11 protein-coding genes and 1 pseudogene are annotated in these 12,385 nt (G+C 53.6%); 8 read left to right on the plus strand and 4 right to left on the minus strand.

Annotation, left to right across the window (positions count from 1 at the left end):
- Positions 1–170: 170 nt before the first annotated feature.
- Positions 171–2,162 (minus strand): transketolase, encoded by a 1,992-nt coding sequence (tkt, locus tag BM427_RS09945; RefSeq protein WP_090121239.1) that lies wholly within the window; start codon positions 2,160–2,162, stop codon positions 171–173.
- A 279-nt stretch (positions 2,163–2,441) separates the two neighbouring features.
- Between tkt and loiP the strand changes: the two genes are divergently transcribed.
- Both loiP and BM427_RS26335 read left to right on the plus strand, forming a co-directional pair.
- On the plus strand, positions 2,442–3,200 hold the full coding sequence (gene loiP / locus BM427_RS09950; protein ID WP_090121241.1) for a metalloprotease LoiP: 759 nt from the start codon (positions 2,442–2,444) through the stop codon (positions 3,198–3,200).
- Positions 3,201–3,241: 41 nt separating this feature from the next.
- Positions 3,242–3,376 (plus strand): annotated as a pseudogene (locus BM427_RS26335) (outer membrane porin, OprD family); the annotation flags it as partial.
- Between the two features lie 65 nt (positions 3,377–3,441).
- On the opposite strand, the gene speA reads toward BM427_RS26335, so the two are convergent.
- From speA to yqgG, 3 genes are all read right to left on the minus strand, one after another.
- Positions 3,442–5,418, minus strand: a complete 1,977-nt coding sequence (gene speA / locus BM427_RS09955) for a biosynthetic arginine decarboxylase (RefSeq protein ID WP_090121243.1) — start codon at positions 5,416–5,418, stop codon at positions 3,442–3,444.
- A gap of 8 nt (positions 5,419–5,426) precedes the next feature.
- A complete protein-coding gene (gene yqgB / locus BM427_RS26340; RefSeq protein ID WP_139234401.1) occupies positions 5,427–5,609 on the minus strand; it encodes an acid stress response protein YqgB in 183 nt (60 codons plus the stop codon).
- Between the two features lie 93 nt (positions 5,610–5,702).
- The gene (gene yqgG, locus BM427_RS26250) at positions 5,703–5,846 is read right to left on the minus strand and encodes a small protein YqgG (protein WP_280116120.1); all 144 of its coding nucleotides are present in this window, start codon (positions 5,844–5,846) and stop codon (positions 5,703–5,705) included.
- Between the two features lie 417 nt (positions 5,847–6,263).
- Between yqgG and metK the strand changes: the two genes are divergently transcribed.
- From metK to gshB, 6 genes are all read left to right on the plus strand, one after another.
- Positions 6,264–7,418: a methionine adenosyltransferase gene (metK, locus tag BM427_RS09965; RefSeq protein ID WP_090121246.1), complete on the plus strand. Its 1,155-nt coding sequence runs from the start codon at positions 6,264–6,266 to the stop codon at positions 7,416–7,418.
- A 395-nt stretch (positions 7,419–7,813) separates the two neighbouring features.
- Positions 7,814–9,208 (plus strand): sugar porter family MFS transporter, encoded by a 1,395-nt coding sequence (locus BM427_RS09970; protein WP_090121248.1) that lies wholly within the window; start codon positions 7,814–7,816, stop codon positions 9,206–9,208.
- 79 nt (positions 9,209–9,287) lie between these two features.
- A complete protein-coding gene (locus BM427_RS09975) occupies positions 9,288–9,794 on the plus strand; it encodes a SprT family zinc-dependent metalloprotease (RefSeq protein WP_090121249.1) in 507 nt (168 codons plus the stop codon).
- A gap of 86 nt (positions 9,795–9,880) precedes the next feature.
- Positions 9,881–10,579 (plus strand): deoxyribonuclease I, encoded by a 699-nt coding sequence (gene endA, locus BM427_RS09980; protein WP_090121251.1) that lies wholly within the window; start codon positions 9,881–9,883, stop codon positions 10,577–10,579.
- Between the two features lie 92 nt (positions 10,580–10,671).
- On the plus strand, positions 10,672–11,403 hold the full coding sequence (rsmE, locus tag BM427_RS09985) for a 16S rRNA (uracil(1498)-N(3))-methyltransferase (RefSeq protein WP_090121253.1): 732 nt from the start codon (positions 10,672–10,674) through the stop codon (positions 11,401–11,403).
- A gap of 13 nt (positions 11,404–11,416) precedes the next feature.
- Entirely contained in the window at positions 11,417–12,364 is a 948-nt protein-coding gene (gshB, locus tag BM427_RS09990; protein ID WP_090121254.1) for a glutathione synthase, read from the plus strand.
- Positions 12,365–12,385: the final 21 nt, after the last annotated feature.

The following is a 12,385-nucleotide window of genomic DNA, read 5'->3' on the forward strand; positions in this document are numbered from 1 at the left end:
GAAAACGGGTTCAGGAATCGGAAGATTATGGGGATAATTCAATGACGGATGGCGCCTTGCTTATCCAGTCTACACATATTGCAATCCAGTAGACTTGATAACGCTTAAGCGCCATCCTAAATGACTTTTCATGCAGGCCCGGCAGACGAGGCGCCGCCGGGCAAATGTGATTACAGCAACGCTTTCGCTTTTGCCACCACATTGTCAACGGTGAAACCAAACTCTTCAAACAGCAACTCTGCCGGGGCAGATTCGCCGAATGTGGTCATACCTACCACCGCGCCGTTCAGACCGACGTATTTGTACCAGAAATCCGCAATACCGGCTTCGATGGCCACACGGGCAGAAACCGCTTTCGGCAGCACGGATTCACGGTATGCCGCATCCTGTTTGTCGAAGGTATCGGTCGACGGCATGGACACCACACGCGCCTTCACGCCTTCGGCGGTCAGTTTTTCATACGCAGCAACCGCCAGTTCAACTTCGGAGCCGGTGGCAATCAGGATCAGTTCCGGCTGCGCGGCATTCTCTTTCAGCACATAGGCGCCACGAGCGACATCGGCCAGTTGCTGCGCCGTACGCTCCTGCTGCGCCAGGTTCTGACGGGAGAGGATCAGCGCCGTCGGACCGTCGGCGCGTTCAACGCCATATTTCCACGCCACAGCGGATTCTACCTGGTCACACGGACGCCAGGTGCTGACGTTCGGGGTCAGACGCAGTGAAGCCACCTGCTCGACTGGCTGGTGAGTCGGGCCATCTTCGCCCAGACCGATGGAGTCGTGGGTGTAAACCAGTACCTGACGCTTTTTCATCAGTGCCGCCATACGCACCGCATTACGGGCATACTCAACGAACATCAGGAAGGTCGAGGTGTACGGCAGGAAACCGCCATGCAGCGAGATACCGTTGGCAATCGCCGTCATACCGAACTCACGCACGCCGTAGTGAATGTAGTTACCGGCCGTATCTTCGTTAATCGCTTTCGAACCGGACCAGATAGTCAGGTTGGATGGTGCCAGGTCAGCGGAGCCGCCGAGGAATTCCGGCAACAGCGGGCCGAAGGCTTCGATAGCATTTTGTGACGCTTTACGGCTGGCAATTTTCGCCGGATTAGCCTGAAGTTTCTCGACAAACGCCTGCGCTTTGGCATCGAAATCAGACGGCAGTTCGCCTTTCATACGGCGTGTGAACTCTGCAGCCTCCTGCGGGAAAGCTTTGGCGTAAGCGGCAAATTTGTCGTTCCACGCCGCTTCTTTGGCCTGACCAGCTTCTTTCGCATCCCACTGTGCATAGATTTCAGACGGGATTTCGAACGGCGCATATTTCCAGCCGAGTGCTTCGCGGGTCAGCGCGATTTCAGCATCACCCAGCGGCGCGCCGTGGGAATCGTGGGTGCCAGCTTTGTTCGGCGAACCGAAACCGATGATGGTTTTGCACATCAGCAGCGATGGTTTATCGGTGACAGCACGCGCTTCTTCCACCGCACGCTTGATGGCATCCGCGTTGTGGCCGTCAATGCCACGCACTACGTGCCAGCCGTAAGCTTCAAAGCGTTTCGCGGTGTCATCGGTAAACCAACCTTCAACATGGCCATCGATGGAGATGCCGTTGTCATCGTAGAACGCAACCAGTTTGCCCAGTTTCAACGTACCGGCAAGGGAACAGACTTCATGGGAAATGCCTTCCATCATGCAGCCATCACCCATAAAGGCGTAGGTGAAGTGGTCAACAATGTCGTGCCCCGGACGGTTGAACTGCGCCGCAAGGGTTTTCTCCGCAATCGCCATGCCCACGGCGTTGGCAATGCCCTGCCCCAGCGGACCGGTGGTGGTTTCCACGCCAGCGGTGTAACCCACTTCCGGGTGACCCGGCGTTTTCGAGTGCAACTGACGGAAGTTCTGCAGCTCGGACATCGGCAGGTCATAGCCGGTGAGGTGCAGCAGGCTGTAAATCAGCATTGAACCGTGGCCATTGGACAGCACAAAGCGGTCGCGATCGGCCCAGGCCGGATTCGTCGGGTTATGGTTCAGAAAATCACGCCACAGGACTTCCGCGATGTCCGCCATACCCATAGGGGCTCCCGGGTGACCGGATTTGGCTTTCTGTACCGCGTCCATGCTCAGCGCACGAATAGCATTGGCAAGCTCTTTACGTGAGGACATTTTGACTCCAGATCGGACTGTTAAGGGCTGTTCCCGTAACGACTTGACGACAGCGCGTTTTGGGCTACGCCGGAAAAAAGTGCCAACAATGTAACCCAAGCGGCATTCCATGTACATGGAGCATCCTTTTGCCGATTCAGAAATCTCTGGAAGCCGCTCGTATGTTGCGCAATACCCTCGCCTGGCGCTCTGACTGTTCCTTATACTGACAATCTGCAGGTTCGTCTTGAGCCGTTGCAGTTAGCAGCATATTGACTCAACCATTACGGAAAATAACAAATGAAAATTCGCCCGCTTCTCTTTGCTCTGGGAATAACAACCGTCCTTGCCGGTTGCCAGAATATGGACTCAAATGCTTTTCTCAGCTCCGGCGCGGAGGCTTTTCAGGCCTACACTCTGAGTGATGCGCAAGTAAAAGCATTAAGTGATAACGCCTGTAAACAGATGGACAGCAAAGCAACCATCGCACCCGCCAGCAGCACCTACAGCCAGCGTCTGACTAAAATTGCTGCCGCGCTCGGTGATAACATCAACGGCCAGCCAGTCAACTACAAGGTTTATGTGGCAAAAGATGTGAATGCTTTTGCCATGGCAAACGGCTGCATCCGCGTCTACAGCGCGTTGATGGATATGATGACCGACAATGAAGTTGAAGCGGTGATCGGCCACGAAATGGGCCACGTTGCGCTGGGCCATGTGAAAAAAGGAATGCAGGTGGCGCTGGGCACCAATGCGATACGCTCAGCCGCAGCATCGGCAGGTGGTATTGTCGGTAGCTTGTCGCAGTCGCAGCTCGGTGCACTGGGCGAACAACTGGTAAATTCACAGTTTTCTCAGCGCCAGGAATCCGAAGCGGATGACTACTCTTACGATCTGTTGCGCAAACGTGGAATCAGTCCGGAAGGACTGGCGACCAGCTTTGAGAAACTGGCAAAAATGGAAGAGGGTCGGCAGAGTTCGATGTTTGATGATCACCCGGCATCGGCGGCGCGCGCGCAGCATATTCGCGATCGCATGGCAGCAGACGGAATTAAATAATCCCACTTATTCATACCTTCAAACGGGTGTATCAGTAGGAGCAGAGTGGCACTGCGAAAGATCTGAAACTGAAAGTGCGCTACACAGTACTGCGCATTTCCGGCAAGACCAGCGATTACAATACTGGCCGCCACGAAGCTCCTCTCTACGCGGAATACCCGTTCAACGTATTCTGATAAAAAAATCCCTTCCGTACCTGCTGGCGGGAAGGGATTTATTTCATCGCAGCGTCATTACTGCATTATTCATCTTCCAGATAGGTGTAACCGTAGAGGCCCGACTCGAACTCTTCGAGGAACTGCTGTTGTAGCGTCTCGTCCAGATCGGTCTGTTTCACTTGATCGCGAAACTGCATCAGTAGCGTATTCGGATCGAGCTGCACGTACTGCAACATATCCGCCACCGTATCCCCTTCATCTGACAGTTCAACTTCAACGCTGCCATCCGGGAAGACAAACACGTCGACGGCTTCGGTATCCCCAAACAGGTTATGCATGTTGCCGAGGATCTCCTGGTATGCACCCACCATAAAGAAGCCCAAAATCGGCGGGTTCTCCGGATCGTACTCCGGAATCGGCATAGTGGTCGCGATGCCGTCGCCATCCACGTAATGATCAATCGCACCGTCGGAATCACAGGTAATATCGAGCAGCACCGCGCGGCGTTCCGGCGCATGGTTCAGCCCTTCCAGCGGCAGCACCGGGAACAGTTGATCAATACCCCAGGCATCTGGCATAGACTGGAACAGCGAGAAGTTGACATACATTTTGTCCGCCATACGTTCCTGCAATTCGTCGATAATCGGGCGATGCGCACGGTTGCTTGGATCGAGCTGCTTCTGCACTTCATGGCACATATTCAGATAGAGTTGCTCGGCCCAGGCACGTTCTTGCAGGCTGAAAGCGCCTGAGGAATAGCCGACATGAATATCATGCAGATCCATCTGACTGTCATGCAGCCATTCACGCAGAGAACGGCGGGTGCCAGGCTCATGCATCTCCTCCCAGGTTTCCCACATGCTTTGCAGCGCACGTGGCGCGTTTTCCGCTGGTGGAGTCGATAGGGTGTACTCGTTACGTTCAACGCCAATGATATTAGAAACCAGCACAGTGTGATGGGCCGTCACCGCGCGGCCGGATTCGGTGATCACCGTCGGATGTGGCAGACCATGTTCTTCACAAGCATCGCCAATCGCCCAAATAATGTTGTTGGCATACTCGTTCAGACCATAGTTGACCGAGCAGTCAGACTGAGAGCGTGTACCTTCATAATCCACACCCAGGCCGCCACCGACATCGAAGCACTGGATATTGACGCCCAGCTTATGCAGCTCAACGTAGAAACGCGCGGATTCACGCACGCCCGTCGCGATATCACGGATGTTGGCCATCTGCGAGCCAAGGTGGAAGTGCAGCAACTGAATACTGTCCAGACGCCCGCGCTCGCGCAGGAGCTCCACCAATTGCAGCACCTGCGTTGCCGCAAGACCAAATTTCGATTTCTCGCCACCGGAGGATTGCCATTTTCCGGAACCTTGTGATGCCAGACGCGCGCGTACGCCGAGGCGCGGCACCACGTTCAGGCGTTCAGCTTCTTCCAGCACGATGGCGATTTCGGTCATTTTCTCAATCACCAGATAGACCTTGTGGCCCATCTTTTCGCCAATCAGCGCAAGACGAATGTATTCACGATCTTTATAACCATTACAGACAATCACCGAACGGGTCATGCCGGCATGAGCCAGCACGGCCATCAATTCCGCTTTGGAACCGGCTTCCAGCCCCAACGGTTCACCGGAATGGATCAGGGATTCAATAACACGGCGATGCTGGTTCACCTTGATCGGGTAAACCAGGAAGTAATCGCCATTATAGCCGTAGGACTCACGTGCGCGTTTAAACGCGGCATTAATCGAGCGCAGACGGTGTTGCAGGATCTGTGGGAAGCAGAACAATGCAGGCAGACGTTGCCCCTGTACTTCACGTGCTTTTACCAGCTGTGCCAGGTCGACACGGGCTTCCGGAACGTCCGGATCCGGGCAAACGCTGATATGGCCCAGCTCGTTGACGTCGTAGTAGTTATTGCCCCACCAGGCAATGTTATAAGTACGAAGCATCTTGCTGGCTTCCTGGGAGCTCATCGCAACCTCCTGCATGGAACGTAGGACACCCTGTTCGCCTGCTGACGAAGGCGAAAATGAAGACATGTCGTCAGACATAGCGAACCTCAATCTATAAAAGTGTATACCCTGCGCGCATCACGCTGGCCGGTTGCCAAAGCGCGAAGAGACACAGGTATAAAATAGTCGACTACTATCGCAGTGACACATAGCGATAACAACCCATAAACAGCCTGGCTTAGCTTGATTTCAGCCCAACGCCACGCCTGTGCGACCGGTTTCTTTTTCATATCATTGTAAAACACGCATCCGAACGTCTATATGACAGCCCGGCGAAACCACGAGAAAACCCCTGTATTAGCAGGAGAGCCCTTGTTCAGGTATCACAACGCCTTACCGGCCCTGGAATCCTGGGAAGCGCCGAAATGGGTATAACATCGGCAGGTTTGCAGATTAGAAATGCAGGTTGCGGGGAATAAATGCACGCCAGAACGGCGCGACAGATTCTGCGGAAAACAACGGTTCATTATCTCTTATCACCTCCAACGCAAGCCATAGCGACCCGCGACAAGCCAAGGCCCTGAATCAACTGCTTAACCCGGCTGGAAGTGGCGACACAGCGTTTTGGCCGTGCGCTTTTTTTAAGAGCCGCGCGCGGCGTTTTATACCGACAACGATGTGAAAATGCAAAATAAAAAAGCTGTGTTTGCCGCATTGTCAGGAAAAATTTCCGTCACTATTTGTGTCAGGTTGAGGCAGGAATCAAAAAAAGGCTGGAAATGGGTTCAACAACTGACCTAAAATAGCCATCCAGATGTTAATCCATCCAGATTGATTAACTCTCAGACTTCTTGTGCCATCATCTGCAATCTGCGCCGCCAGGCGTGAAAACATCCGGGCACAGAATTCGAGCTAACCGTATTACTCCAGGGTGAAAACTTACTATGGCAAAACACCTTTTTACGTCCGAGTCCGTTTCTGAAGGGCATCCTGACAAAATTGCTGACCAAATTTCAGACGCCGTGCTGGATGCTATCCTCGAACAGGATCCGAAAGCGCGCGTAGCATGCGAAACTTATGTCAAAACCGGTATGGTGCTGGTTGGCGGTGAAATCACTACCAGCGCATGGGTCGATATCGAAGAGATCACCCGTAATACCGTACGCGAAATCGGCTATGTGCACTCCGACATGGGCTTTGATGCCAACTCCTGTGCCGTACTTAGCGCCATTGGTAAGCAATCTCCGGACATCAACCAGGGTGTTGACCGTGCCGATCCGCTGGAACAGGGTGCTGGCGACCAGGGGCTGATGTTTGGTTACGCAACCAATGAAACTGACGTGTTGATGCCAGCTCCGATCACCTACGCACACCGTCTGGTGCAGCGTCAGGCTGAAGTGCGTAAAAACGGCGTCCTGCCGTGGCTGCGCCCGGATGCAAAAAGCCAGGTCACTTTCCAGTATAATGACGGCAAAATTGTCGGCATCGATGCTGTCGTTCTTTCTACCCAGCACGCTGAAGACATCGACCAGAAATCGCTGCAAGAAGCGGTCATGGAAGAGATCATCAAGCCAATCCTGCCGACCGAATGGCTGAACGCTTCCACAAAATTCTTTATCAACCCGACTGGCCGTTTCGTTATTGGCGGCCCAATGGGTGATTGCGGCCTGACCGGTCGTAAAATCATCGTTGACACCTACGGCGGCATGGCTCGTCACGGTGGTGGTGCATTCTCCGGTAAAGATCCGTCGAAAGTTGACCGTTCCGCAGCTTATGCGGCTCGTTATGTAGCGAAAAATATCGTTGCTGCGGGTCTGGCCGATCGTTGTGAAATTCAGGTTTCCTACGCTATCGGTATCGCAGAACCGACGTCCATCATGGTGGAAACGTTCGGTACAGAGAAAGTGTCGTCCGAAAAGCTGACGCTGCTGGTCCGTGAATTCTTTGACCTGCGTCCGTACGGTCTGATCCAGATGCTGGATCTGCTGCATCCGTTCTACAAACAAACCGCTGCATACGGCCACTTTGGTCGCGAAACTTTCCCATGGGAAAAAACCGACAAAGCTGCACTGTTGCGTGAAGCTGCCGGCCTGAAATAATCCGCTGACAGCTTTCCTCTAAAGGCCAGCCTCGTGCTGGCCTTTTGCATTTATCGTTCTTTCAGCGCAGTTATTTTTCGCTGTCTATACTGTTAACATGCACAGGTATTTTCTGAAAGCGATTACACCTTACCGTTTCGATGTTTTTTTCAGATTTTTCCTTTTGAAAAAGGAGAGAAGCAGGTCCGTTACATTACATTTCGGTTTAGTCTGAAACTTCTCCCTTACCCTCACCTTTTAACGTGAACAATCCTATAATATTTAACACTTTTATTTACATTGCCGGTCTTATTGGAATGTAAACGATTACACTGATGTGATGTACGTCACTTAATTTTGCCGGTAACTGGCCTATTTTTGTCACCGGAAAAACCAATACAACAATGGAGGGCATCATGCCTGACAATAAAAAACTGAGGTATTCAAATAAGGCGATGACCTTTTTTGTTTGTTTCCTCGCTGCACTGGCAGGGTTACTTTTCGGTCTGGATATTGGGGTTATTGCTGGTGCGCTGCCCTTTATCACTAAAGACTTTCAAATTAGCTCACATACACAGGAGTGGGTGGTCAGTTCAATGATGTTCGGCGCCGCTGTCGGTGCTGTCGGCAGCGGCTGGCTCTCCTGGCGCCTGGGGCGTAAAAAAAGTTTGATGATTGGTGCCGTACTGTTTGTAGCAGGGTCACTGTGCTCTGCCGCCGCGCCAAATGTGGAAGTGTTGATTATTTCCCGTGTGCTGCTTGGCCTGGCCGTTGGGATCGCTTCTTATACTGCGCCGCTCTATCTTTCCGAGATCGCACCGGAAAAAATTCGCGGCAGCATGATCTCCATGTATCAGTTGATGATCACCATCGGTATTCTCGGCGCATATCTCTCGGATACGGCCTTCAGCTACAGCGGCGAATGGCGCTGGATGCTGGGGGTGATCATCATTCCGGCAATTTTGCTACTGATTGGCGTCTTCTTCCTGCCGGACAGCCCGCGCTGGTTTGCCGCTAAACGCCGCTTCCACGATGCCGAGCGCGTGCTGTTGCGCCTGCGTGACACCAGCGCGGAAGCGAAAAACGAGCTGGAAGAGATCCGTGAAAGTCTGAAAGTGAAACAAACCGGCTGGGCACTGTTTAAAGAGAACACCAATTTCCGCCGTGCAGTATTCCTCGGCGTGCTGTTGCAAATCATGCAGCAGTTCACCGGTATGAACGTCATCATGTACTACGCGCCGAAAATCTTTGAACTGGCGGGGTACAGTGACACCAACGAGCAGATGTGGGGCACCGTTATCGTTGGTCTGACCAACGTGCTGGCAACCTTTATCGCTATCGGTCTGGTAGATCGCTGGGGACGTAAACCGACGCTGGTGCTGGGCTTCCTGGTCATGGCCGCCGGGATGGGGATTCTCGGTACGATGCTGCACCTCGGCATCCACTCACCTTCAACGCAGTACTTTGCAGTCGCTATGTTACTGATGTTCATTGTGGGTTTTGCCATGAGCGCCGGTCCACTGATCTGGGTGCTGTGCTCCGAAATTCAGCCGCTGAAAGGCCGCGACTTCGGTATTACCTGCTCAACCGCCACTAACTGGATTGCCAATATGATCGTCGGCGCAACCTTCCTGACGATGCTGAACTCGCTAGGCAATGCCAATACCTTCTGGGTGTATGGCGCGCTAAACCTACTGTTCATCCTGCTGACCCTGTGGCTGGTACCGGAAACCAAACACGTTTCGCTGGAGCACATCGAGCGTAACCTGATGCGCGGCCGTCCGCTGCGCGAGATCGGTTCCCATAATTAACCCTTCAGGCTTCCTCTGCGGAGGAAGCCTCTGTTTTGCCTGTTGCACTCGCGCTTCGCCGATCCTATTCTCTGCAACTATGAAAACGCCCCGCCTCCCCATCGCCGTCCAGCAAGCCGTTATGCAGAGCCTGCGGGATAAACTTGCCCTTGCGAACCAGAAACTGGGGCGCAGCTATCCTGAACCTAAAGTGGTGTATCAACAGCGTGGCACAGCTGCGGGCACCGCCTGGCTGGCAGATTACGAAATCCGTCTTAACCCCGTGCTGCTGCTGGAAAACCAGCAGGCATTTATTGGAGACGTGGTTCCGCATGAGCTGGCACATCTGTTGGTGTGGAAACATTTCGGTCGCGTTGCGCCGCATGGTAAGGAGTGGAAATGGATGATGGAGAGCGTGCTTGGTGTCCCTGCCCGCCGCACGCACCAGTTCGAATTGGAATCGGTACGACGCAATACTTTCCCATACCATTGTCAATGCCAGCAGCACCAGCTTACAGTGCGCCGACACAACCGCGTGCTGCGCGGCGAGGCCGTTTACCGCTGTATACGCTGTGGCGAACCGCTTATTGCCGACACGACTAACTGAATCCATTAAGAAATTTTCCGCGCTTACTGATTGCATCAGACAACACCTTCCGTTACGTTGCGAACTCGTTTCACAGGGAGTTCGCTATGTTTCGTCTTTTCTTACTTTTCATCACATTGGTCGCCGTTCCCGCTTTCGCATCGAATGGCATAAACAGCTTTGCCCAGGCAAAAGCGGCAGGAGCCAAAGTTAACGCCGACGCACCAGGCGACTTCTACTGTGGCTGCAAGATTAACTGGCAGGGTAAAAAAGGCGTGGTTGACCTCGTTTCCTGCGGTTACAAAGTGCGAAAAAATGAAAACCGCGCCAGCCGCATTGAATGGGAACATGTGATGCCCGCGTGGCAGTTTGGCCATCTGCGCCAGTGCTGGCAGGATGGCGGACGGAAAAACTGTGCCAAAGATCCGGTCTATCGCAAAATTGAAAGCGATATGCACAACCTGCAACCTGCCGTCGGTGAAGTGAATGGCGATCGCGGCAACTTTATGTATAGCCAGTGGAATGGCGGCGATGGCCAGTATGGCCAGTGCGGCATGAAGATTGATTTCAAAGCAAAGCTCGCTGAGCCGCCAGACCGCGCCCGCGGTGCAATTGCCCGCACCTATTTCTATATGCGTGATCAATATCAGCTCAGCCTTTCACGCCAGCAAACGCAACTGTTTATGGCGTGGGATAAGCAGTATCCGGTGACGGAATGGGAATGCACACGCGATGCGCGCATTGCCGAGGTGCAGGGCAACCACAACCCTTACGTGCAGCGCGCTTGCATGGCACGAAAGAGCTAACCTACACTAGCGACAACTGATTATTGACAGGTGCAGCGGTGCACTTTTCACTCATAAGCCGCTGCATCGCCTGACAGACGGAATTTCAACACATGCGTATTCCCCGCATCCATCACCCAGAACCTCTTCAGCCGGGCCATGAAATCGCGCTGAGCGAAGATGCCGCAAACCACGTTGGCCGCGTGCTGCGTATGGGGCCGGGCCAGGCCATTCAACTGTTCGACGGATCCAATCAGGTGTTTGACGCTGAGATTGTCCGAGTGGATAAGAAAAGCGTGATGGTCAACATTGTGCGTAGCGAAGTGGACGACCGTGAATCCCCGCTGCATATCCATCTCGGTCAGGTAATGTCGCGCGGCGAAAAGATGGAATTCACTATTCAGAAGTCCATCGAGTTGGGCGTAAGCCTCATTACGCCACTTTTTTCTGAGCGCTGCGGGGTTAAACTGGACACCGAGCGCCTGAACAAAAAGCTCCAGCAGTGGCAGAAAATCGCCATTGCCGCTTGCGAACAGTGTGGTCGTAACCGTGTGCCGGAAATTCGCCCGGCGATGGATCTGGAAGCGTGGTGTGCCGAAGAATATGACGGTCTGAAACTGAACCTGCATCCGCGCGCCAGCCAGAGCATTAACACACTTCCACTGCCGGTTGAGCGCATCAGATTGCTGATAGGCCCGGAAGGAGGCCTCTCTGCCGATGAGATCGCCATGACCGCTCGCTATCAGTTTACGGATATTTTGTTGGGGCCACGCGTACTGCGTACAGAAACTACGGCGCTTACCGCCATCACCGCGCTTCAGGTCCGCTTTGGCGACCTGGGTTGAAAGGAGAAGCAGAATGATCAAGCTTGGCATCGTGATGGATCCCATCGCGGACATTAACATCAAAAAAGACACCAGCTTCGCCATGCTGTTGGAAGCACAACGCCGCGGCTATGAGCTGCACTATATGGAGATGGCGGATCTTTACTTGATCAATGGTGAAGCCCGCGCCCGCACCCGCATGCTTTCCGTCGAACAGAACTACGACAAATGGTACGAATTCGGTAGTGAACAGGATATATCGCTGGCCGATCTGGACACCATCCTGATGCGTAAAGATCCGCCGTTCGACACCGAGTATATCTATGCGACCTATATTCTTGAACGTGCGGAAGAGAAAGGCTCGCTGATCGTTAATAAACCGCAGAGCCTGCGCGACTGTAATGAAAAACTGTTCACTGCCTGGTTCCCGGATCTGACGCCGGAAACGCTGGTTACGCGCAACAAAGCGCAGTTGAAAGCGTTCTGGCAAAAGCATACCGATATCATCCTTAAACCGCTGGACGGCATGGGCGGCACGTCAATTTTCCGCGTCAAAGAAGGCGATCCGAATCTGCCGGTGATTACTGAAACGCTGACCGAACTGGGTAGCCGTTACTGCATGGCGCAAAACTATCTGCCGGCGATCAAAGATGGCGACAAGCGCGTGCTGGTGATTGACGGTGAACCGGTGCCTTACTGCCTGGCGCGCATTCCTCAGGGCGGTGAAACCCGCGGCAACCTGGCAGCGGGCGGCCGCGGCGAACCGCGTCCGTTAAGCGAAAGCGACTGGGCGATTGCGCGCAAAGTTGCGCCAGTGTTGAAAGCCAAAGGGCTGATTTTTGTTGGCCTGGATATTATCGGCGACCGTCTGACCGAAATTAACGTCACCAGCCCGACCTGCGTGCGTGAAATTGAGGCTGAATTCCCCATCACCATCACCGGCATGTTGATGGATGCCATCGAAAAACGTCTGGGTAAATAATCTCAGCGCGACAGGGCGGGA

This window comes from Kosakonia arachidis, assembly GCF_900116535.1.
Taxonomy (GTDB): domain Bacteria; phylum Pseudomonadota; class Gammaproteobacteria; order Enterobacterales; family Enterobacteriaceae; genus Kosakonia; species Kosakonia arachidis.

Excerpts from the sequence above, each read along its gene's own strand:
- tkt (WP_090121239.1), bottom strand. The coding sequence starts at position 2,162 with ATGTCCTCACGTAAAGAGCTTGCCAATGCTATTCGTGCGCTGAGCATG.
- BM427_RS09975 (WP_090121249.1), top strand. The coding sequence starts at position 9,288 with ATGAAAACGCCCCGCCTCCCCATCGCCGTCCAGCAAGCCGTTATGCAG.
- gshB (WP_090121254.1), top strand. The coding sequence starts at position 11,417 with ATGATCAAGCTTGGCATCGTGATGGATCCCATCGCGGACATTAACATC.
- rsmE (WP_090121253.1), top strand. The coding sequence starts at position 10,672 with ATGCGTATTCCCCGCATCCATCACCCAGAACCTCTTCAGCCGGGCCAT.
- BM427_RS09970 (WP_090121248.1), top strand. The coding sequence starts at position 7,814 with ATGCCTGACAATAAAAAACTGAGGTATTCAAATAAGGCGATGACCTTT.
- speA (WP_090121243.1), bottom strand. The coding sequence starts at position 5,418 with ATGTCTGACGACATGTCTTCATTTTCGCCTTCGTCAGCAGGCGAACAG.
- yqgG (WP_280116120.1), bottom strand. The coding sequence starts at position 5,846 with ATGAACCGTTGTTTTCCGCAGAATCTGTCGCGCCGTTCTGGCGTGCAT.
- endA (WP_090121251.1), top strand. The coding sequence starts at position 9,881 with ATGTTTCGTCTTTTCTTACTTTTCATCACATTGGTCGCCGTTCCCGCT.
- loiP (WP_090121241.1), top strand. The coding sequence starts at position 2,442 with ATGAAAATTCGCCCGCTTCTCTTTGCTCTGGGAATAACAACCGTCCTT.
- yqgB (WP_139234401.1), bottom strand. The coding sequence starts at position 5,609 with ATGAAAAAGAAACCGGTCGCACAGGCGTGGCGTTGGGCTGAAATCAAG.
- metK (WP_090121246.1), top strand. The coding sequence starts at position 6,264 with ATGGCAAAACACCTTTTTACGTCCGAGTCCGTTTCTGAAGGGCATCCT.